Below are 20,658 nucleotides of genomic sequence, written 5' to 3' on the forward strand. Positions count from 1 at the left end.
ACTGCAGCCGGGACTCAGAAGAGTCAGGACACCGGCATGAGCGGCCCGGTCGTGAAGTCACTGCGACCGTCCCCGCCGCAGACCTGAAAATCGGAGGGCGTGTCGATTCCCGCGCCGGCGCCGTCTGAGGCGACGAGCACCCGGACAGTCGTCGCGGTCGTCGGCGTGCAGTCGTACGCGCCGACCGCCGAGAGCTGGCCCTCCGCCTGCGCCGACTCGCCCGGAGCGAGAACCCCCGGGAACGCTTCCGCACCCGACGTGCCGGCGGTGGTGAGCTGCGTCCCATCGGCACCGAGCATCAGAACGCCCGGCCACCCGAAGTACGAGCACGCCTGATCCGAGGCGTTCGTGAGCACGATCGCGAACCCTTCCTGGCCCGCCCCGGAAAGCTCGGGCCGGTCCTCCACCGTGACCGTGAGCTGCGTGTCCTGGCACGGGTCCGCCGGCCACACCGGACCAGCCGCCGCCGCACCCGCAGTCGAGGTCGGCGTCGGAGTAGCGGAGGCGGTCGACGTCGGGGTGGCGGTCGCGGTCGGTGCCGGCGCGGCGGTCGACGTCAATGCCGGAGCCCCCGCCGTCGAACCGGCGCAACCGACGAGCGCAAGCATCGGGAGGGTGAGCGGCAGAGCCAGAGTCGAGCGGGAGGTCCGGGTCGTCACCATCTGGCGAATCTACCCTCGACCGTTTAGTCCCAGTGCGAAACGACGGGCGGCGGGACTTCCCGCTCGTGGTTGAGCACTCGGAAAACGATCGCGAGGACGACGCAGACGCCGGCACCGAGCAGTGCAGCAGCGGCTCCCACTGTCATCCACATCGGCTGGACCGCCGAACCGTCCGCGCACAGCGGATTCCACAAAAAGCTCCCGGAGCTGGAGTAGCTTCCACGGACCTCGCACGCCTCTCCCGGATCCCACATGTAGAGCGAGGACATCAACCCGAGAGCGGCGGCGAAGACGGTGAAGAGCACGGCGAAAATCAGGGGGATCGCATGATCCGGCCGAGGCGACTGTCTAACGCTCATCGGGAGGGAACCCTTCGGAGCTGCCGTCTCTCACCATTCGTCGCCCAGCTTGCGGAGCCCGTTGTCCTCCGGCCGGGTCTGGCGCGAGTAGTCATGCGGAACATCGGGCGCCGCAGTTTCCTGTGCATCATGTCGAGCTTGACGGTGGATGGCCGCTATGACGATGCACGCCATGGCTACGGCCAGCGCCGCGGCTGTCGTCAGCGTCATCCACATCGGCTGAACTACTGAACCATCCGAGCACAGCGGGTTCCAGAGGAACTTCTCCCCGGTCAGGCTGCTTCCGCCGCGGGTTCTGCACGTCTCCCTTGGGTCCCACATGTAGATGGAGGCGATGACTCCCACGACGGCTCCGAGAGCGGCGAAAACGAAGGCGAAGACTATGGGCGTCACTCCATCTGGCCGCGGGGCATGTCCGACGTTCATCGGGACATCATGCACTGCGCTGCACCAGGTCGATCAAGAGTCGGGACGTCAGGCACGGCATCGAGTACCCCGTGGGGAGGTCATCGCGCAGCGACGGTGAGGTTCAGCTCTTCACCGACGCGCAGAATCTCGTCCGAAGGGAACCGGAACGGGTTGAGGTAGAACAGGTCGTCGGCCGTCATGCCGAATCGTGCCGCGACGTCCTCTGCGAGGTCGTTGCGAGCGACCGCGTACGACGTCAGCACTCCGTCCGTGGACGACACCTCGCCACGCGCTGCTGCACGTGGGCCGGCGTCCCGGGCCACGAGGGTGCTGCGCTGCGGCTGCACGTTCCACTGGACGTCAGCGATGGCAAGGATTCTGGTTGAGCAGTCGGGGTCATCCTGCGGGCGGGTCGTGAGAACGAGTTGATCGATCGCTGTCGGGTCGCCGCGGAACTCTGCGAGGTTCCGCCACGCCTTGTAGGGCTTCCCGGACTCCGCGTCCGCGAGACGCATCGGGAAATCGACGTCGAAACAGGTGGTATCCGCGCCGATCGGATCGAGCGCTCCCATGACCGCGACGGAACCAGAAGACGCGGCGGGGATGACGAGCTCGTCGGATGTCAGGGCCAGTCGGCCGTCCGCCGCGCTCAACTGGACGGCGCCGGTGGTCCCATCGTTCCCGGTGAACGTCGCTACGCCTAGATCGCCGGTCAGCGGGGAGGTGAAGCCGTCGTCCGTGTTCGTCGCCGGTGGCGGAGTCGGTGGTGCAGGCTGCGCCGTGCATCCCGTCACGACCGCCAGGCATGCCGCGACCGCGACCGTGTTGCGCGCTTTCGAGAACGTCCCCACCGGCTCAGGTTAAGCGACGTCACCGCTTTCCTCGTGGTCGCGTCTCGGCCTGAAATGCTCAGCACCGTTCGGGAAGGGGAACGTCTGTCGCGGGCCAGCAGGAAGCCCAACGGCTCCTAGGCTGACCCGATGAGTTCCCCGGCACCGACCCGCCCATTCGTGGGTGTAGCGCGCATCGCCGTCGGTGCAGCCGCGGTCTCGGTGATCCTCCGCACCTACGCGCTGAGCATCGTGGCCGGCGACCCGAATCCGTTCGACTACTTCGGCTACTTCACGAATCAGACCAGCCTCCTCGCGAGCGCGGTGCTGATCGTCGCCGGATCGGTCGGGCTCGCCCGCCGTCCGACGCCGGTGTGGCTGAGCTACGTCCGCGGCGCGGCGACGGCCTACTCGATCGTCGTCGCCGTGATCTACAACACCCTCGTTCCCGGTACCGGGACGGCCCCGCCCTGGGTCAGCGCCGTCCTGCACGTGGCGCTCCCCGCCCTCGTCCTCCTCGACTGGATCGTCGTCGCCGACCGCGGACCGCTCTCCTGGCGCCGGCTGTGGGTGGTCCTGCCCTACCCGATCGTCTGGGTCGTCGTCGTGCTCGTCCGCGGAGCGACCGACGGGTGGGTGCCGTACGGCTTCCTGCTCCCCGAGAACGGGACGCTCTCGCTCGTCCTGCACGTCGCCGGGCTGACCTGCGCGGTGCTCCTCGCGGGCGCGCTGGTCTGGGCGCTGAGCCGACGCCGTGCCTCATCTCGTTGATGCCCAGTCCTCTCTCGCCGTGGATCACGAGGAGCTCTGACTCCCGACGTCAGGCGCATCACCTCTCGTGTGCGTCGCGACTCGGCCGCGGCGCGCTCTGATGACGCGCAACACGAGATTGATCACCAGCAACCCCGCTCCGGCCGGGATGGCGCCGGCCGTGAGAATCAACGCTTGGAAAAGGAGCGGCTGGCTCATCGGCACGGGGGTCAACGACATCGGCAAGACGACGTTCTCGAGCAGGACGGGAAACAGGCCGATAGCGATCCCGCACCAGAGGGCACTCACCACAGCTGGAAGCCACGCGACGAGAACAGGACGACGCGAGAGCCTCCGGGGAGCGACGTACCCTCCGACAGCGGCAACGACGATCCAGATGACGACGCCTACTCCGCCGGCACCGATCGCGATGGCCCCTTCGGATGGATCCGCGTCCGTGACCCCCAGAGCCACCATGAAGCTGCTGAACATCAGAACCAGGGCGGCGACCACCGTGACTACGCCGGCAGCGGTCCAGCCGATGAACGCGTTCACAGATCCATCGGATGCTGGAGTCGCCGCCCGCAAACCGGTACCGACGTTCGTTGCTTGCTCAGTCATTGGTGGGACCTCGATGGTGTTCGCGTGGTCGGAGGACGGCTTGAAGTCGGAGTTTGGCTCGTTGGTGTCGGCCGCGTGCTGTCGATTCGCTGATCCCGAGGATTGTCGCGGCTTCGGGGAGGGTGAAGCCGTCCCAGAGGATGAGCCGGATCAGTTCGGATTGATTCTCCGGGAGGGCGTCGAGGGCTGTGCAGATGTCGAGGGTGTCCGCGCCGACGGGATCGGGTCGGTGGGCGTCGAAGTGCTGGCGGAGTTTCTGCGTGAGGTCGTCGTGTCGGATGGCTCCTCGTGCAGCGTTCGAGTGGACTCGGCGGGCGACTCCGAAGAGCCACATGCGTGCTCGCTCGGGGTCGGCGGGCAGCTGCTCGATGCGTCGCCAAGCGACGATGAAGGTCTCACTGAGAAGGTCAGCGGCGTCAGCGGGAACGGTGACTCGTCGGCCGAAGTAGCTGAGCAGATCCGCTGCGTTCGCGGCGTGGAGGCTCTCGAGCGCCGCGTCCTGGTCGGACCGGCGTCGTCGCGCGATCACTCGGAAGTCCCGGGGGAATCGCTGTCGCACTGTCCCGCCATCTCGATGGAGGTGCTGGTCGTGAAGTAGCCGGCCTCCTCGAGCACATCCCGGATCTCGTCGCCCATGAGAGAGCTGGCGATCACCCCAGGGGTCGCGTCAGGAATGTCTGCCGGGCGGCCGGCGGCTTCCGCCGCAGCGTTCGCCTCATCGATCCCCGCCTGATTCGACGCCAGGGCCGCCTCGATGGCCTCCGGAGTGACACGGGCAATGACCGGATCCCAGTCGTGCTGCGCGAGGAACTCGCGAGCCCTCTCGGTCAGCTCGTCGGTCTCCTCGTCGGAGAGCCCGCCGCCGTACTCCGGTTGGATGCGGGCGACGACTGCGCAGGTCCCGATGTCGGCACCCTCGGTGAGCTCGAACGTGCGCTGCACGGCGACGTCCGGAGTCCAGCCGACCCATTGCAGCAGCGACGGCCCTGCGACGGCGGCCGTGGTTCCGACTCCGACCAGTCCGATCGCCAGAACCGTCGCTCCGACTCCTGAGCGGAACCACGAACGTCGCGGCGGACGCCTCTCGGCCACTGCCCGGGCAATGCCGCGCGCGGCGTCGGCGGCCGCCGGATCCTCGCCCAGCGCCGGCGGCGCAGCTCGTCGCACCAGATCGTCCAGATCGTCCATGCCCGTTCCCCCTCGGTGATTGCTCGTCACTACCGACGTGTCCGGCCGAGGCTCGTTCTTAACGTCGGCCGCGGAGATTCACGCGCCGGCTAGGGCTGGTTGAAGGATTCTCTGGCGTCGGTGATGGTGCTTCCGTCGCGGAGGGTGAGCGTGACGGCGAAGGTCGGCTCCGGTCCGCCGCGGCCCGTCTCGCCTCCCTCGGTGAGGCCGGTTCCGGGCCACCACGCGGCCCAGTGGCCGTCTGTGATCGTGGCGATGACGCTCGTGCCGTCGCCGGTGCGGATGGTGAGCCCGGTCACGTCCGAGCCGACGTCGCCGCTGGTGAAGGCGGCGGGCGGGAGGTTCTCGCCGGCGAACTGGCTGATGCCGCCCTGCGTGTACTCGTCAGCGAGCGGAGTGAAGCCGCCCTCGCTTCCAGTGGAACTGATGAGCGACCTCCCAGCAGCGCTCGTCCCAGCCGGGATCTCGATGAGGCACGCCCGCTGACTGGGCGTCGTGTACGAGAGCAGCACCCAATCGCCGCGCCGTTCCCCGATTGCCGGCTGCCCGAGCTGCTCCGCGTCACCTGACGCACACGCAGCGCCCGCGACGGTCAGGTCGGACGTGCTGGCAACCTCCGCGGTCGACGTCCACGAGGCGTACGCGCGGGAGTCGACACCGGACGGCAGGACGGCGAGAGCGACTCCCAGTGCTGCGGCCGCGAGCCCTGCGGGAAGGATGAACTGCCATCCCCGAGGGCGCCGAGCGGCGGGCTCTCGAGCGGCCACCGGGTCGCTGTGGAGGATCATCTGGAGCCGCGCTGCGGCGGCTTCGTGGGCCGGGCCGTCGAGCTCGTAGTGGGCGGCCGGGTCGAGGTCTTTCGTGGCGAGGAGTTCGGGCGTGGTCATAATGCCTCCAAGGCGGGCGAGTCGGCGTGGTGCTGGTGCGAAGGGGGATCGAGCAGTGCCCGAAGTGCGGTGCGTGCTCGGTGAAGTCGGAGTCGGAAGGCGACGGCGGTGATGCCGAGCACTCCGGCCGCGGAGGGGGAGCCGAGTCCTTCCCAGGCCGTCAGCGCGATCGCTTCCTGGTGCTGCGGTTTGAGCTGCTGCCACGCCTGGTAGAGGTCGAGTCGGGTCGCGATCGCGTCCTCCGGTGACCGCGCGGCCGCGTCGGTGGTGGCGGCGACCCGGATCGTGAGCGCGGTGGTGCGCTGCTGACTGCGGAGGTCGTTGAGGAGACAGTTCCGGGCGATGGTGAATAGCCACGCCCGCGCGGCCTCGTCCTCTGATGGCGCGGTGTCGTGCCGGCGCCAGGCGATCAGGAACGCCTCGTGCGCGAGGTCGGCGGCGCGCTCGGGGTCAGTGCGACGTCTCAGGAATCTGACGACGCTGACGTATTCGCGTTCGTACAGTTCGGAGAAGCTCGCCTCGCGGGCGGACTGTGATGGGCTCATACCTGGGACATGTCGCCAGCCGGGCTGCTGTTACAGATGCTCGACCAGTTGATGTTCTGTTCCACTCCGGGATCTCGGCTGCGGATCCGTTTGCGAATGATGAAGCCCGCGTTCAGCATGTCAGGCGTCTAGGGCGCCGGGCAGCTTCCTTTCGAGTCGCGCTGCTCGGCTCGCGGCGAGTCCGATCGCCAGCAACACGCCACACACGATGGGGAGTTGCAGTCCAGCCGGCAGCGCTGGGTACATCGGGAAGACCATTGCTCCGAGCGCCTCGATTCCGATCAGCAGGACAGGCAGGCCGATGAGTACGAGCGTCGAGACCGCGGCGGTGACTCGTCCGCGCCAGGGGAGCGCTGTGAGCAGGCCGAGCGCTGCGATAGGCGCCGCTGTCGAGAGGCCGGGACCAAGCCACCCTGCGGACGCCGACACGAAAGCGATGATCAGTTCCGCGGCAGAAGCCGCCAGTGCCATGCCGCGGGCGGCACCTGTTCGTCCGGCCATCGCGAGCCCGAGCGCGACAACGAAAGCGGCTCCCGCGAAGACGGAGGGATTGGTGAACGGTCCGATCGCGCCGGGATAGTTGATCCCCGGTGACCAGTTGATCGTGAAGTAGAAGATGAAGAACGCCGTGGCTAGAGCGAGCGGAATGATCGCGGCCGGCGATCGGCCAGCGTGCGAACGGAAGTGGTGACGCACCCCACCGACCATCAAAGTGACTCGCTGTCCGAGCGTGGGGCGGGACCGGCCTGCGTCGTCGGCTTCGTCCAACAGGATGCCGAGCAGCACCTCACCGTGCTCCGCCCTCCATACGGGCGGGTACCAGCGCAACGCGCGTCGGAAGCGGTCGGCTCGGTAGGCGTCATCGTTCGTCGTCATGCCGTTCTCCAATCGGGGGCGTGGCCAGGTCGGATCGCTGCGGTGGGAACGAGTCCGAGGTTCGCCCGCGCTCGGCGCGCGCTGGCTTCCATGCGATCGACCTCGACACCGAGCGCAGTACGGCCGGCGTCAGTCAGTCGGAAGTAGCGACGGACTCGACCGTTGATCCGCTCGTCTCCATCGGAAGAAATAAGACCCTCCGTATCGAGCCGTTCAAGTGCCGCGTAGAGCGTCGTCACTCGAAGGCGCACGCGATCCTCGGACTGCTCCTCGATCTCCTGGAGGAGCGCGTAACCGTGGCGCCGACCTGTCGCCAACGTGGTCAAGATCCAGAACGTCGTCTCTCGCATCTCGCCGGCCATGATCTGAACCATACTCCAACGCTCGCACTATGAGTCAACCAGTGGCTCCGCTGCAGTCGTGCGCGTGGGTCGAGCGGTTGCGCGGGGTCCCTCTCCACCGAGCGACGGTCCCGTATGGGGATCGTTCACCGGTACACGCAGACGCGACACCGAGTGTCGTTCCTCACGCTCCCTTGCACAACTCTCCGCTTCGCAGCGGTACTCGTGCAGACGACCGTGAGCATCTGGCCGCTCAGGGTCGTCTGCATTTCTGACGTGAGCGCGGGTCAGCCTGTCGCGTAGAAGAAGTCTTCATCCAAACGTTGGCGCATCGCGGGCGTTCACGTGTGGCCACTGTCTGATGGGCTACCTCTCGAGGGCGACGGACCCGAAGGACGGGTAGTCGGGTCCTTCGTAGTTCATGGCGGTAAGGGTCTTGATGGCCGGCATGGTGTGGGCTCCGGGTATCGCGATCTCCTGGTTTGGCTGTTCCGGATCCAGGGGGGCAATATCGAACGAGTAGCCCGCGGTATCGACCCATGCGCCCGAGCTTTCCTGCTCGAGCGCACCCTCCTTGAGGTGCAGCCTCAGACTGGAGGCTTCTCCGGTCGAGAACCCGGTGAGGACTGCCCAGGTTGACCCGTCCGCGCGGCGCTCGATCAGGACCGATCCTGTCGTCTCGGTCTGCTGACTAACGAAGTCGCCCCTTAGGGGGAGCTGCTGCTCGAAAGCACTGAGCTGAGAGTCATCAGACGCGGCCGGCCCCGGCGCTCCAGCCGAATCGACGCCTGATGATTCGACAGCGTTGGTCGATGATCCGTCGCCGGGGCTCTCGTTCCCGGTGCAGCCGGACAGTACGAGTACGCAGGCTATGGCCGCAATGGTGAACGTGATTCCGGTTCTGCTGATCCCCATGGCCCGATCCTGGCATGAGGTCGCCAGGGTCGTCAGGGTGCCGCCCTTCGCCTCTGATGTGTATCTCTCAACGCTTCGATCTCGTGCGACCTGTTCGAGGTTGTCTGCGCTCCCGACGCGAGCGTTACGCGGTTGCTTCATGCTTCAGGCCCAGATTGCGCGAAGTATGGCGACCGCGTCGTCTAGGGAGACGTTGGCGGAAGTTGCGGAGTCCGCGAGGGCGCGTGCGTGTTCTACGACGAGTTGGGGTGCGCGTGATGCTCCTGGCGCGACGCGGGTGCCGGCTGCGGTGCGGGTGACGACGAGGCCGTCTTGTTCGAGGGTCTTGTAGGCCTTGGCGGCGGTGGCTTGGGCGACTCCGAAGTCTCGGGCTGTCTGGCGGACGGTCGGAAGGCGTTCGCCGTCACCGAGCTGTCCAGCCTGGATAGCTCCACGGAAGCGTTCGGTGATTTCCTCCGCGGTCTTGATCGTCAGTGTGGTCACCGCGCCACTCCGTCAAAGGGGAGCGTCTCGATGAGCGGCATGCGTGCGCGCCGCAGTGCGGCGGCGGAGCGGAGGGTGTCGGTCGCGACCCGGAGTAGGAGTGCGACCCCGATGCCCTGGCCGAGGAATCCGGCGTAGAGGAGGGGCTGCGCGAAGGCACGGTAGGCGCTGCCGACGTAGACGAGGTTTCCGCTTGCGGTGCTCTGTCCGTCGACTCCGACGATGATCGTTCCGATGTCTCCTGCGTGCATCCAGACGGCGCCGAGCGTTGTGATCAGCCCGCCGAGCAGAAGCAGGGTGAAGAGGCGGGCGGTGAGTTCACGTTCTGGGCGGACGCTGGTCGCGGTCGATCGAGCGCGCAGCGGCCGGTTGGCGTCCGTGCGGAGCGCGAGGACGAGTGCGGCCACGGCGAGGGCGAGGGTGATCAGGGTGGCGAGGTAATTCGGCCAGCCGACGCCGGCGATGTAGCCGTAGTTCGCGTTGAAGGGCATGTAGATCGGCAGGGTCGTGTGCTCGGGCACGTTGCCGAGGAAGAAGGCGTCTTCTGGTGCGGTGGTGGCGATCACTGTCTGCCAGATCGAGGTGAGTGCGAGCAGCGCGGTGGTGACCGCTCCGATCCACAGCAACGGACGAGAAGCGAACTCGTGCCAACGACGCTGAGGAGCGACCGCTGTCTCGCCAGGCGCAGGAAGAGGCTCGCGGCGCACCAGGAGCATGGCCACCGTCACGACGAGTGCTGCGACGAGCAGGGGAGCGGGCCGCCGCCACCATCCCTCGAATCCGGTGGTATCCGCCGGCGTGCTCACGTGGACGACGACCGCCACCACGATCACGAGGAGCGCGCCGGCTACACCCGCCCACGTCAGCGTCGACGCGCGACGTCCGCTGGCGGGCAGCGAGATAATCCGGCGCGGGTACGCCCACGACAGCACGAAGCAGATGAGCCCGATGGTCGCCGGAGCGGCGACGGCCGAGAGGAGTTGATACACCTCTCGAGGAATGAACAGGGACATGCGACCTCCACAGCGGACACCAGCGGCGACGACTTCGCCTTGTGCGAGGAAGCTAGCACAAACTTGTTCTAGGTAGAAAGCTCAAAGAGCGCGGATCGGAGCGCACCACCACTACCGTCAGGATGAGGAAACTGATCCATTGCCGGTGCCCGCGAAGTACCGCCAGCCGAAAGCGACGGTCAGGGCGAAGGACGCATCCATTGCGCGGACGTCCGCGGGAGTCGACTCGGTGATCGACCCTTCGTAGGACTGGCGGTTGAAGCCCTGAGGGAGCGGGAGGTCATGGACCTGAAGTCTCGATGCGGCGACGAGAGTCCACCGGACGGTAGCCGTCTCGTTGGCTCCTCCACCGGGAAGACCACGACCACCACCACCGGAGATGTCACCGCTCTGCAGTAAGTCGACGCCGACCAGGGAATCAACGACTCTTCCTCCTGCGCCGTGTATTCCGTTGGTCGCGAGGAATCTGTCGACGGCTTCGGCCGCTGCGAGCTGATCGGTGCCATCCACCGCATAGACGATTCCACCGCCGAATCTGCAGACCGTCGTGATCACCGACCCTGACTCGCCGATCTGATCGGATCCTCCCTCGCCAAAGCACCAGTCCTCCGTCGCCCGTGCCACCTCTCGCACGCCCGGCACGGCCTCCACCGCCATCGCCTCGTCAAACAGCGGACGCGTGTCTTGCCGCGCTGCCGCGACCATCGGCGAGGTTGGTGACGGGCCGGGAACGTCAGCGGCACAACCGCAGAGCGAGGTCACAACGGCTGCAAGAGCGAGCGAACCCCGCCAGCGAAGTCGGCTTTCACGGCCAAAGTCAGGTCGCGCGTGCATGCGCCCACCGTACGACGCCGAGTTCGAGAGGGAGCTCATCTCCGAACGAACGATGGCGGGCCTCGCGTCCGCTCGAGCACGCGGCCGGGTCGGCGGGCGCCCGTTCACCATGACGCCCGCCAAGGTGCGACTCGCGATGGCATCGATGGGCAAGCCGGAAACGAACATCGGCGCCCTGTGCAAAGAACTCGGCATCTCCCGCCAGACGCTCTACCGCCACGTCTCGCCCACGGGTGAGGTGCGACCAGACGGCCTCCGCGTCCTCGGGCGGAAGACCACCTAGACGCAGCTGGCCGACGTCGGCGTACGCTCCGAAAGACGGCTCCGGTAGTTGTGCAGACGACCTTGAAGATCTGTGCAGAGGACCTCGAGAACTGACAACCGCGAACGTCATCAGATCGTTGAAAGGTTGACTGATCAGCGTCCCGTTAAGGGATGGTCGACCGGACGGCCGGTAGGGGTCGTTCTCACATGCTCGTCCGCGCGGTCGACGTGAGGAACGGGGTGGTTAGTACCGGCGGATAGAGACGTTCTCACCGAGGCTCGTCCAGTCGAGGCCATCAGCGTCGTCCGGACCGGCGCCATCGGTGTGTATCTGAACGACCCATGCTCCGTTCAGCGACAACTCATCCCCGCAGCCGCTTCCGTCTTCGTTGTCGCCTTCTCCGTCCACGATCACGCACCGGCCTCCGGTCGTGATCTGCGACCCGATCCAGACGTCCAATCCGTCGGCTGAGCCGACGTAACGGATCGAGGCGGGGTCGTAGCCGTCTCCTACAGTGCCGACGTCGGGAAGAGCGTCTCGCTCGTCTTGTGCCCGCTTGAAATCGGAGTAGGCCTCGGTGTCGGGGCCGGAACACCCGGCCATGAGCGTCGTCGTGAGCGCCATCACTGCGGCTCCGGTCACCCACCTCAGGCGCGTTGTCGATTCCACCGCATCCCCCTGTGCCTCGTCAGCACAACGTACCGCGCTGCGAAGGAGAGGAGCGCTGGCACTGTAACGATGGGTCTTCTTCCGAGTCTCGCACCCACGGGAGAGTCGATGGAGCGTTCCGTATGGGGATCGTTGAGCGGTCACCCGAACGCCGATCAGTAGACCGATGCACGCCGCATTGCTACGGCGAGACGATAGAACCCCTGAGAGTCACCGTCTGTCACCATTCGTCGCCCAGCTTGCGGAGACCGTTGTCTTCCGGCAGGGTCTGGCGCGAGTAGTCGTGCAGAACGTCGGGCGACGCAGTTTCGCGTCCGTCACGTTCAGCATGGCGGGTGGCCGCGATGACGACGCATGTCACAGCCACGATCAACGCCGCAGCAGTCGTCAACGTCATCCATATCGGCTGAACGGTTGACCCATCCGAGCACAGCGGGTTCCAGAGGAACCCCTCTCCCGTCAGGCTGCCTCCGCCGCGGGTCCTGCACGTCTCGCTCGGGTCCCACATGTAGATGGAGGCTACGGCTCCCACGGCGGCTGCAAGCCCACCGAAAACCAAGGCGAGAACGATGGGCGTCGCTGCACTCGGTCGCGGGGGCTCTCCAACGTTCATCGGGACATCATGCACCGCGCTCCACCAGATTGATCAAGAGCCGGAACGTCAGGCCCGGTATCGAGTGGCCCGCGTGGAGGTCATCGCGCCGCGACGGTGAGGTTCAATTCTTCGCCGACGCGCAGAATTTCGTCGGAAGGGAAGCGGAACGGGTTGAGGTAGAACAGGTCATCGGCCGTCATGTCGAATCGTGCCGCGACGTCCTCTGCGAGGTCGTTGCGAGCGACCGTGTACGACGTCGGCATTCCGTCCGTCGATGTCGTTTCGCCACGCGCTGCTGCACGCGGCCCGGCGTCCTGGGCGACGAGATCACTGCGTTGAGGCTTCACGCTCCATTGGACGTCAGCGACAGCAATGATCCTCATCGAGCAGTCGGGGTCGTTCTGGGGCTTGGTGGTGATGACGAGCTGATCGATCGCTGTCGGGTCGCCGTGGAACTCTGCGAGGTTCCGCCAGGCCTTGTAGGGCTTCCCTGGCTCCGCATCCGCGAGACCCATTGGGAAAGCAATGTCGAAACAGGTGGCGCCCTCATCGATCGGGTCCAGCGCTGCCATGACCGCAACGGAACCTGAGGAAGATGCGGTCGCGGCGGGAATGTCGAGCTCGTCTGATGCCAGAGCCAGCCGGCCATCAGCCGCACTCAAACGGATGCTGCCGGCCGTCCCATCGCTCCCCGTGAACGTTGCCACGCCAAGGTCACCGGTCAGTGCGGCGTCGGAGCTGCTGTCTGTGGACACCGGAGGCGGAGCCGGCGGTTCAGGCTGTGGCGTGCATCCCGTGACGACGATCAGGCATGCTGCGATCGCGACCGTTTTTCGCGCCTTCGAGAATGTCCCACTGGCTCAGGGTAAGCGACGTCCTCGCTCTTCCCTTGGTCGTGCGGTTGGGGCGACTGGATGGAGTGGTCGCGGTTCCCTCCGCTGAGGCCAGCTAGGGGCTACAGCGCCTTGCTAGGGTCCGGACTTATGGATGAGCCCCGAAAGCGCGGACACCCGCTCGTCGTCGCGGGAGCGACGATCGCGGCTGCAGCCGTCCTCTGCGCTTTCGTGTACTACGCCGGTCTGGCCGTCTTCCGGACCGAGGGGGACGTGCCGGCGGCCTCGGCCATCGACTTTCCGGCCGGAAGCGAGCTCGTCAGCGAGACCGTCGAGTGCGCCTCCGGTGGATGCTGGCGGCTGTTCTCGGTGCGCCCGCCCGACGCGATGACTCCCGAGCAGCTGTCGAGCGAGCTCGGAACGACGCCGCAAGCGCGCATCGCAGGAACGCTCTGGGACCCGCGCACCATCACGGTCAGTTCCGCCATCGAGGGACCTCTCCTGAAGGTGCGGGCCGATTACTGGTCCCAAGAGTTCATCCCGTAACCACGCGCGCGAAGCGCGGTGCACCGCCGGCGTGACACGGACCAAGGAACGGGCGCTGCATCCGTTCCGTATGGGGATCGGTCTCCGGGACAGATCCGACCCGGATGGACCAGTGCGCTCCTGCCGTTCACTCGCTGGTCCGAGAGTGATGGTGTGCAGACACTGTCGCTCAATGCTTCCGCCGTGATCGCGGGCGTAATCACTCTCCTCGCCCTCGTCGCGGGCGTCTTCCTCGACGGATTCACGTTTGCGTGCAACGAGTCCCTTCCTCCTCAGTGCACGGGGTTCCACGTCGCGTGGCCGGCTCTGTGCTCTGTCGCCCTCGCGACCCTCGTTCTCCTGGTCGTAGCGATGCGCGTCAGCACGCGCTCCCACGCTCGATGGAGGTCGCTGCTGCTCGCCTTGGGGGTCGTCGGCGCCGTCACCAGCTGGGTTCTGGCTCTGCGTACCGCCGTGATCGTCGGTTGAGCAGACCACGGCACGTTCCGTATAGAGATCATTGACCGGTCAGCCATCGATCTTCTGAGGTATCGGACGAGCGGTCGGATGGACCGAGGGGGTGGGGTCGTATGGCGGAGTCGTGTCCCGAGGGGAGTCGAGGGACGCCAACCCCAGGAGGGTGATCGTCGCCACAAGAGCGCAGGCAGCAGTGATGAGCGCCGCGAGCAGTAGCCGCTCAAGGGTGCGCATGGCACGAGGTTATGGCACGAGGTGAGCGGCTTAGGCCGTTCCGCGCGCATACCGTATGGGGATCGTTCAGTGGGTCGTCTCTCCGCCGGGTTCGGCGGTTCAGTGAGAGAGTGCCCTTGCTGTCAGCTCGCGCAGACCTACAGGTTCTTGCCGAGCTGGGTCCAGCCGCAGTGTTCAGCCCGGAGTGCGCAGCGGGCCGGGCCGAACAATTAGCTAGCGAAGGACCGTGTAGCAGCTGCTTCAACCGGTGTGTTTGGGCGAGCCCCAGGGTTCCAGGTGCGTGATGGGTAGACGAGGGCGAGACCGGCAGCTGCAATCCAGCACGCCGTCCAGAGGCCGTGTCCGGGAGTGCCGTCGGCGCTGCCCCATTCGACCCAGAAGAACCCGGGGTCTGCCACAGGGCAGGCGAGAACAACTGCTGCAACCGTCGCTACCCCTGCGGGAACCCAGGGAACGAGGCGTGCGACCACCAGGGCTACAACGACGAGAGCGAGGGCGCCCCAGAGGTACAGAAGGGGCATGAGGTCGTAGGACGACATGGCGTCAGCGCAGGACGGGTTCATTTTATTCCATCTAGCGCCTGTGCATGCCTGCCAGTAGGACGACGTTGCCCAGGTCACCCACAGCGCGACGCCCATGAGCGTAGCTGCGCACGCCAACCGGACCAGAGCCTTGGTGTGCTGACGTCGCCCCATGCTCGAAATGCTAGTCCGCCGACCGTCCCGCTGAACGATGGGTTACCGGTCGGGCAGGTGATCCTCCGGATTGATGTCCGCTCGCTGTAGAGGTCCGTCGTAGACGCTGCCGGTGCTCCACATGGCGATGACGGCCCATCCGAGGTCGGCGTGTGCGATCGTGCCCTCCGGGATGGTGCGCGAGAAGAGGGCGTAGTCGATCCCGTCGACAGGGAGTATCGAGACGGTCCATCCGTCTCGGTCTTGGGCGAGAGCGAGCGAACGAGCTTCGACTTCCTCGATCACGGTGACCCCATCGCGCTTTCGGGAGTCTGTGGGGAGCGTGCCGAGGAGGAGACAGTCGGCGGCGAGGGAGGCGATCGTCACGGGGTCGGTCACCATCCCGTGTACGTGACCGCGGGGTCCGACGCGAGTCCCGGGGCGCACCATGGTGCGGACCGAGCAGCGCGCGACGTGCAGTCCGCGATCGATCGCGATCGTCGTGTCTTCATCGGTGCCGGCGCCATGAGTCGTGGTCCACAGCTCGCGGCCTGACAGGGGGATGAGCGTCTGCATGTGCTCATCCAAGCCTGTGTCCGTGGTCGTGCCAAGGAGTCGTCGCTCATTCACGCTGCCTTGCTCCGGGTGGTGTCCGTTAGGGGATGGTTGGCCGGGCGCCTAGACGTCTGCGGGCAGCGGTATCGTCCCGCGAAGCCTGTGGCGGTGAAGCTCGCACCGTCGATCATTACTCCGACGTTCGGGCCGGAGGACATCAGCGCGGGATGTTCCTACTGCGCTCGGAACTGGCGCTGGTCGCTGCAGTAGCAGTGATGGCCGCGAGCGGCTGTCCTGCGGAACGCTGCCGCCCGCGCCCGCGCGCGGCGCATCCCGCGCGCCGGGCTGGTGCGGGGAACGGCCCTCCCGCAGACGCCAACTTGCAGCTCGCTGCCACGAACACTGTCCCACTGATGATCTTCGAAGGGCATGCGTGTCCCGCTGCCAAGCCCGGGTGTCGGCAACACCCAGGGTTGTATTGCCGAGCTATGCGGAGTAGACCTAGACGTGCACGACGACCGCTCACAAGGGGTGAGCGCGGGGACTTGGATGAAGGTCGTAATAGTCATGCACACCTCACGAAATCGGTCCGCTGGCAAAATCGCCACGGTGTTCGTTGCGCTCGTCCTGGGTACGGTTGTCGCACCTGCCGCTCAGGCTGACGTACCAGGACTGAACACTCATTCCTGCGACGGACAGACGTACGACCACTCGCTCGGCAGCTACAGCAACGACCAGGGGGACTTGCCGCTGCGTTGCGGAAATTCCCGGTTCGGACTGAATCACATCATCGCTCGCGGCCACTTTGACGCGGACACCAACTTCGATATTTAGCAGACACTCAGCTACGGCCTCTACGCACCCGGGAGCTCAGGCTCTAAGACGCTCTACGACGCGAACTGCACACCCGTCTACTTCGTTCTCTTCGGATATAACGCCTACAACGGCTCCGATCCCCTCGCTAACCCCATCGGCATCGTCAACGCCTACAAAATCGACAGCACCATAAACACCCGATCTACCACCAGCACCACCGCCGCACCCATCATCCAACCGCCCTACGGGACCGGATGCCCCGTCTACACCCCGATCGAGAACGATTGACCGACACCCGCGACCTCGCCGACGTCGTGGGGTGGATGCGCCGCCACTACTCCACCCCGTACGACGTCATCGCGGCTACCGCAACCCACAGCTCAAACGGATGGAGCGTTGACACAACCATTCGAGCTACACCCACCTCCACTGACGAGGTAGTGAATCTCGACCAGTGGGACCCTGCCGCAATCGATTCCCTGACCACCGGAGGCGACCTTGCAGTCGAAGCCTTCGCGCTAATCTTGCACGCCAACCTCATCGAATGGTGGGATACGGAACGACCGAAAACGTCGACGCGATACTGAACCACTAAACAATGTGACGAATCAAGCATAAGATCCGAGCAGACACCCCCTGCGAGGCGACGGACGGAAAGCAGCTGATTGCTCCGTTGAGCGGCTCTTCACCGGCACGCCGACAGCATCACGGGCCGCCGACCGACTCGACCCTTCCCTCGGCAGCTCCCAGAACCGCGCCACCCCGGGCACGCTGCTTCAACTTCGATCCCATCGCCAACACTCCGACTCACGGTGGTATTGCAACGACCGGCTGAACCCAAGTCCCCCTAACGGACACCTCCGGAGTAGATGAGGACAGCCGCTCCGGCGTCGAGGAGCCTCTCCGGCCCCTGTTCGATGCGCGAGGATTTGGACATGCGTACCGATAGGGAATCGCTCTCCGCGTCGAGCGGGAGCCTCGCGCCCGCAGCGCGAGGCTCCTCTGACCCGGCCCGGCTCGAACGGGCTGCCACCCTCACCGTGCTGCGGGCAGGACACCCCCTTACTGGATTAGGGGTGCCTTGGGCGGGCGCATTCGACGGTAGTGCGGCGCGAGCCTCGGAGGGCTAGTGCGTCGATGCGTCCGGCGTCCGATGAGGGGTCGTCATCCGGCCGCCCAGGATGGCCGCGCATGAGACCGGAATCTCGCGGCGCTGTTTGTCGCAATAGACCCGCCCGATGAGATGCCCGATGGTGGGGCGTCAACTGACACACTGAGCGCACGGTCGCTCGTGGGATACGCCCGCGTCTCAACCGACAAGCAGTATGCGACCGCTTAGCGGGACGCGCTCCAGGCGGCCGGCGTCCCATCCGATCGGATCTACGCCGACTTGGGTCTGACCGGCCGGAACCGCGAGCGTCCCGCGCTACGAGAGGCGCTGGCTGCGTGCAACGCCGGATCGACTCTGCTCGTGACGAAGCTCGACCGGCTCGCGCGGTCCATCACAGACCCTCGCGACATCGTTGATGAGCTGACCCGCCGCGGGGTGAAGCTCAGCATCGGGGGATTGGTCCACGATCCGGAGGATCCGATCGGCCGGCTGCTGTTCAACGTGCTCGCGATGGTCGCGGAGTTCGAGGGGGATCTGATTCGTGCCCGCACTCGTGAGGGGATGAAGGTCGCGAAGGCCAAGGGGCGTCTGCCTGGCCGTCAGCCGAAGCTGTCGCCGAAGATCGAGGCGCATCTGGTCGCAGAGCATCGTGCCGGGAACTGCACTGTTGCCGAGTTCGCGGCGGAGTTCGAGGTCGCGCGGTCGACGGTCTATCGGGCGGTGCAGCGGGCTGATGCGCGCGCCGCTGGCGCTGTCGCCCTGGCGCCGCCGACGGAGGGCGCATGATGTCGGGGGCGGAGAGGGTACCTGCGCTGGTGCCGGAGAGGGTGGAAGTGCTGCCCGGCTGGTCTGCGCTTACACGTGTTCTCAGCACCGAGTGGGGAACTCTCGCCCAGGCGATCGCCTGTATCTGGCTCTTCGTCGGGTTCGCGGTCCTTCCTCCGGGATCGCGTCTGCCCCTTTTCGTGCAGCTGGTGCTGTTCTTCGCCGCTCTCGCTTGGTCAGTGATCTGTCTCGCGATCGGCACGTCCAGGGTCACCGGTGAGAAGGAAGCCGGTTACACGACCCTGGGGCTCGGGCGCATCACGGTTCCTGCGGTCGATGCGAGAACGGGCGTCGTCCTGCGGGCGGCAGGCGAGCCGCACTGCCGACTCGTCGGCCGGGTCCGGCACTCCACCGCCGACGCGTCCGCCGGTCAGTCGAACCGCGCGCCCTCCGGCCGCGGCGGCAGCACGAACAGGATCAGCAGGAACACGTAGCCGGCGATCGGCACGAGGATCGCGAGGATCCAGAGCCCGCTGCGGTTCACGTCGTGCAGTCGTCGCCAGATCAGCGAGAGCGACGGGAGGAACGTCGCCAGGGCGATCGCGCTCGCGGCGAGCGACACCCAGAAGGTCTGGAACGGCGCGCCGCTCGGGTACGGGGTCAGCGTGAAGTCGAGGCGCCACGGACCGCCGTCGGCCAGCTGCAGCAGCCCCGTGAGGACGCTGCCGAGGAGGATGATCCACCAGTACTCGGCCCGGCTCGCCCTCCCGCGGAAGCGGAGGTAGTTGCCGAAGAAGCGGCGGAGCGCCGCCATCGGCGGAGCCCCGTAGTAGGGGAGGGTCAGCGGCGGCTCGAGGGTGCTCGGGCTCATCGGGTTCCGTCTCTCATCCCTCGACCGTATCCCCTGCTCCCCGCGCCGCCGCGTCGGCCGTGCGGACGACATCCCGGTGTTCGCGCCGGAGGAACGCCGCTGCGTTCACGAGGCCGAAGGCCGCCGTCTTCACAACGGAGGAAGAACGTTCCAGCTCGACCGTGAACACGCGGATCGGCATGCGCCGGAACGCGTTCTTCCTCCGTCATCAACACGATCAGCGGGTAGGGACCGCCTCCGCCCGCACCGCCGCCGTCGCCCGGGCGTCGACGATCAGGCTGACGACGAGCCCCACTACGACGATGACGATCGCGACCCACGGCAGCACGTCGAGCCCGCTCGCGTCGATCGCCAGTCCGCCGACGACCGCGCCGCCGCCGATGCCGATGTTGAACGCCGTCGTCTGGAGCGCCGCGGCGAGGCTCCGCAGCTGGAAGGAGGAGGTGCGCAGCATCCGGGTCTGCAGCATCGCCGGGATGCCGCCGAACGCGATGTTCCAGACCACGGCGGCGACGACCACGGCCGTGGCGGCGCCGGTGCCCGCGGCGACGGCCAGGCCCGCGAGCGCCAGCACGACCGCGATCGCGGCGACCACGAAGCCCGAGCGGGGGAACCGGTCGGTCGCGAAGCCGGCCAGGACGAGTCCGACCGCCCCTGCGCCGCCGAACGCGAAGAGCACGAGCGGCACCGTGTCGGGGGCGAAGGAGGCGTTCTCGAGCCAGGGCGTGATGTAGGTCGAGAGGGTGTTCTGGCCGATCAGCACCAGCAGGATGACGACGCAGACGCCGATGATGCGGGGGAGCGTCCGGTCCTTCCGCGCCGGCAGGCGGATCTCGCCGGTCCGCAGCGGGATGTGGTGGTCGACCGCGGGCAGGAACTTCACCACGATCAGCGCGAGCACGAGCACGACGCCGCCGAGGATCGCGAAGGTGGGCCGCCAGCCGAACGCATGCCCGAGCGCCGTGCCCAGGGGGACGCCGAGGACGAAGGCCGCGGATCCGCCGCCCGCCGTGATCGCGGTCGCGCGGCCGAGCTGCTCCGGAGCGACGAGGTGCGCGGAGTAGGCGGCGACGATCGCCCAGAAGAGGCCGTGGGCGAGCCCGCCGAGGATGCGCGCGCCGATGAGCAGCCCGAAGGTGGGGGCGAGCGCGGCGAGGACGTTGGCGACCGCGATGGTGCACAGCGCGACGAGGAGGAGGCTCTTGCGCGAGAAGCGCTGGGTCACCAGGGTCAGCGGAGTCGTCGCGACGACGACGGTCGCGGCGAAGATCGTGACGAGCTGGCCGGTGAGCGAGATGCTCACGCCGAGGTCGCGCGACATGTCGGGGATGAGCCCGGTCGGGAGGAACTCGCTCGTCACGGAGACGAAGACAGCGCCGGCGAGCGTGAGCAGGCCGATCCAGGGGAAGGCGGGGGCTTTCGCGGTGTCCTGAGGGTTCACGGTGTCCTGAGGTCGGGGGCGGGCGGCGCTGTGGTAGCCGGCGCCGCGCCTGCTCGGAGGACCGGCACGGCGGCCCGGACGTGCCGGTGCCCCCCTCCGCGGCTGAACACCGGAC

Annotated in this window: 24 protein-coding genes and 2 pseudogenes; 4 read left to right on the top strand and 22 right to left on the bottom strand. The window is 66.8% G+C overall.

What is annotated here, in order from left to right:
• Nucleotides 1-23: 23 nt before the first annotated feature.
• The 4 genes from C5C37_RS15335 to C5C37_RS15350 all read right to left on the bottom strand — a co-directional run bounded on the left by C5C37_RS15335 (nucleotide 24) and on the right by C5C37_RS15350 (nucleotide 2,280).
• On the bottom strand, nucleotides 24-662 hold the full coding sequence (locus tag C5C37_RS15335) for a DUF4232 domain-containing protein (protein WP_104288736.1): 639 nt from the start codon (nucleotides 660-662) through the stop codon (nucleotides 24-26).
• 23 nt (nucleotides 663-685) lie between these two features.
• Complete coding sequence (locus tag C5C37_RS15340) at nucleotides 686-967, bottom strand: hypothetical protein (RefSeq protein WP_104339209.1); 282 nt, start codon at nucleotides 965-967, stop codon at nucleotides 686-688.
• An 84-nt stretch (nucleotides 968-1,051) separates the two neighbouring features.
• Complete coding sequence (locus C5C37_RS15345; protein WP_146078876.1) at nucleotides 1,052-1,366, bottom strand: hypothetical protein; 315 nt, start codon at nucleotides 1,364-1,366, stop codon at nucleotides 1,052-1,054.
• A 161-nt stretch (nucleotides 1,367-1,527) separates the two neighbouring features.
• A complete protein-coding gene (locus tag C5C37_RS15350) occupies nucleotides 1,528-2,280 on the bottom strand; it encodes a hypothetical protein (protein ID WP_104339210.1) in 753 nt (250 codons plus the stop codon).
• Between the two features lie 129 nt (nucleotides 2,281-2,409).
• Between C5C37_RS15350 and C5C37_RS15355 the strand changes: the two genes are divergently transcribed.
• On the top strand, nucleotides 2,410-3,030 hold the full coding sequence (locus C5C37_RS15355) for a Pr6Pr family membrane protein (RefSeq protein ID WP_104288741.1): 621 nt from the start codon (nucleotides 2,410-2,412) through the stop codon (nucleotides 3,028-3,030).
• Nucleotides 3,031-3,054: 24 nt separating this feature from the next.
• Here the strand turns inward: C5C37_RS15355 and C5C37_RS15360 are convergent, their stop codons facing one another.
• From C5C37_RS15360 to C5C37_RS17265, 11 genes are all read right to left on the bottom strand, one after another.
• On the bottom strand, nucleotides 3,055-3,564 hold the full coding sequence (locus tag C5C37_RS15360) for a hypothetical protein (RefSeq protein WP_104288742.1): 510 nt from the start codon (nucleotides 3,562-3,564) through the stop codon (nucleotides 3,055-3,057).
• Between the two features lie 58 nt (nucleotides 3,565-3,622).
• Nucleotides 3,623-4,189, bottom strand: a complete 567-nt coding sequence (locus tag C5C37_RS18075) for an RNA polymerase sigma factor (RefSeq protein WP_104339211.1) — start codon at nucleotides 4,187-4,189, stop codon at nucleotides 3,623-3,625.
• The gene (locus C5C37_RS17255; RefSeq protein WP_146085252.1) at nucleotides 4,156-4,818 is read right to left on the bottom strand and encodes a hypothetical protein; all 663 of its coding nucleotides are present in this window, start codon (nucleotides 4,816-4,818) and stop codon (nucleotides 4,156-4,158) included. Before C5C37_RS17255 ends, C5C37_RS18075 begins: the two co-directional genes overlap by 34 nt.
• Before the next feature lie 89 nt (nucleotides 4,819-4,907).
• Nucleotides 4,908-5,705, bottom strand: a complete 798-nt coding sequence (locus C5C37_RS15375; RefSeq protein ID WP_104258132.1) for a hypothetical protein — start codon at nucleotides 5,703-5,705, stop codon at nucleotides 4,908-4,910.
• Nucleotides 5,702-6,250: an RNA polymerase sigma factor gene (locus tag C5C37_RS15380; protein ID WP_104258131.1), complete on the bottom strand. Its 549-nt coding sequence runs from the start codon at nucleotides 6,248-6,250 to the stop codon at nucleotides 5,702-5,704. The genes C5C37_RS15375 and C5C37_RS15380 overlap by 4 nt, the downstream gene beginning before the upstream one ends.
• A gap of 120 nt (nucleotides 6,251-6,370) precedes the next feature.
• Nucleotides 6,371-7,126, bottom strand: a complete 756-nt coding sequence (locus C5C37_RS15385) for a hypothetical protein (protein ID WP_104258130.1) — start codon at nucleotides 7,124-7,126, stop codon at nucleotides 6,371-6,373.
• The gene (locus C5C37_RS15390; protein WP_219812216.1) at nucleotides 7,123-7,500 is read right to left on the bottom strand and encodes a PadR family transcriptional regulator; all 378 of its coding nucleotides are present in this window, start codon (nucleotides 7,498-7,500) and stop codon (nucleotides 7,123-7,125) included. The genes C5C37_RS15385 and C5C37_RS15390 overlap by 4 nt, the downstream gene beginning before the upstream one ends.
• A 333-nt stretch (nucleotides 7,501-7,833) precedes the next feature.
• The gene (locus C5C37_RS15395; protein ID WP_104339213.1) at nucleotides 7,834-8,382 is read right to left on the bottom strand and encodes a hypothetical protein; all 549 of its coding nucleotides are present in this window, start codon (nucleotides 8,380-8,382) and stop codon (nucleotides 7,834-7,836) included.
• Nucleotides 8,383-8,526: 144 nt separating this feature from the next.
• Nucleotides 8,527-8,865 (bottom strand): GntR family transcriptional regulator, encoded by a 339-nt coding sequence (locus C5C37_RS15400; protein WP_104258128.1) that lies wholly within the window; start codon nucleotides 8,863-8,865, stop codon nucleotides 8,527-8,529.
• Nucleotides 8,862-9,878, bottom strand: a complete 1,017-nt coding sequence (locus C5C37_RS17260; RefSeq protein ID WP_146078878.1) for a hypothetical protein — start codon at nucleotides 9,876-9,878, stop codon at nucleotides 8,862-8,864. Before C5C37_RS17260 ends, C5C37_RS15400 begins: the two co-directional genes overlap by 4 nt.
• Nucleotides 9,879-9,995: 117 nt before the next feature.
• Nucleotides 9,996-10,583 carry a hypothetical protein gene (locus C5C37_RS17265; protein WP_146085253.1) on the bottom strand — a complete coding sequence of 196 codons (588 nt, stop codon included), beginning with the start codon at nucleotides 10,581-10,583 and terminating at the stop codon, nucleotides 9,996-9,998.
• A 145-nt stretch (nucleotides 10,584-10,728) separates the two neighbouring features.
• Between C5C37_RS17265 and C5C37_RS15415 the strand changes: the two are divergent.
• Nucleotides 10,729-10,995, top strand: a pseudogene (locus tag C5C37_RS15415) (recombinase family protein); the annotation flags it as partial.
• 225 nt (nucleotides 10,996-11,220) lie between these two features.
• Here C5C37_RS15415 and C5C37_RS15420 read toward each other — a convergent pair.
• The 3 genes from C5C37_RS15420 to C5C37_RS15430 all read right to left on the bottom strand — a co-directional run bounded on the left by C5C37_RS15420 (nucleotide 11,221) and on the right by C5C37_RS15430 (nucleotide 12,996).
• Entirely contained in the window at nucleotides 11,221-11,646 is a 426-nt protein-coding gene (locus C5C37_RS15420; protein WP_146076643.1) for a hypothetical protein, read from the bottom strand.
• A gap of 220 nt (nucleotides 11,647-11,866) precedes the next feature.
• On the bottom strand, nucleotides 11,867-12,043 hold the full coding sequence (locus tag C5C37_RS17655) for a hypothetical protein (RefSeq protein ID WP_181127437.1): 177 nt from the start codon (nucleotides 12,041-12,043) through the stop codon (nucleotides 11,867-11,869).
• Nucleotides 12,044-12,339: 296 nt separating this feature from the next.
• Entirely contained in the window at nucleotides 12,340-12,996 is a 657-nt protein-coding gene (locus C5C37_RS15430) for a LysM domain-containing protein (RefSeq protein ID WP_104248365.1), read from the bottom strand.
• A 228-nt stretch (nucleotides 12,997-13,224) separates the two neighbouring features.
• Between C5C37_RS15430 and C5C37_RS15435 the strand changes: the two genes are divergently transcribed.
• Complete coding sequence (locus C5C37_RS15435) at nucleotides 13,225-13,620, top strand: hypothetical protein (RefSeq protein ID WP_104260795.1); 396 nt, start codon at nucleotides 13,225-13,227, stop codon at nucleotides 13,618-13,620.
• Nucleotides 13,621-15,047: 1,427 nt separating this feature from the next.
• On the opposite strand, the gene C5C37_RS15445 is transcribed toward C5C37_RS15435, so the two are convergent.
• Nucleotides 15,048-15,560, bottom strand: a complete 513-nt coding sequence (locus C5C37_RS15445) for a hypothetical protein (protein WP_104339216.1) — start codon at nucleotides 15,558-15,560, stop codon at nucleotides 15,048-15,050.
• Nucleotides 15,561-17,598: 2,038 nt separating this feature from the next.
• Here C5C37_RS15445 and C5C37_RS15450 point away from each other — a divergent pair.
• Nucleotides 17,599-18,252: pseudogene (locus tag C5C37_RS15450) on the top strand (recombinase family protein).
• A 409-nt stretch (nucleotides 18,253-18,661) separates the two neighbouring features.
• Here the strand turns inward: C5C37_RS15450 and C5C37_RS15460 are convergent.
• From C5C37_RS15460 to C5C37_RS15465, 3 genes are read right to left on the bottom strand one after another with little or no spacing between them, the layout of a single operon-like run.
• The gene (locus C5C37_RS15460; RefSeq protein WP_181074926.1) at nucleotides 18,662-19,102 is read right to left on the bottom strand and encodes a DUF805 domain-containing protein; all 441 of its coding nucleotides are present in this window, start codon (nucleotides 19,100-19,102) and stop codon (nucleotides 18,662-18,664) included.
• Between the two features lie 13 nt (nucleotides 19,103-19,115).
• Entirely contained in the window at nucleotides 19,116-19,283 is a 168-nt protein-coding gene (locus C5C37_RS17660; protein WP_181127438.1) for a hypothetical protein, read from the bottom strand.
• A gap of 36 nt (nucleotides 19,284-19,319) precedes the next feature.
• Nucleotides 19,320-20,543 carry an MFS transporter gene (locus C5C37_RS15465; RefSeq protein WP_104263159.1) on the bottom strand — a complete coding sequence of 408 codons (1,224 nt, stop codon included), beginning with the start codon at nucleotides 20,541-20,543 and terminating at the stop codon, nucleotides 19,320-19,322.
• Nucleotides 20,544-20,658: the final 115 nt, after the last annotated feature.

The organism is Rathayibacter sp. AY1F9 (assembly GCF_002932155.1).
GTDB lineage: Bacteria > Actinomycetota > Actinomycetes > Actinomycetales > Microbacteriaceae > Rathayibacter.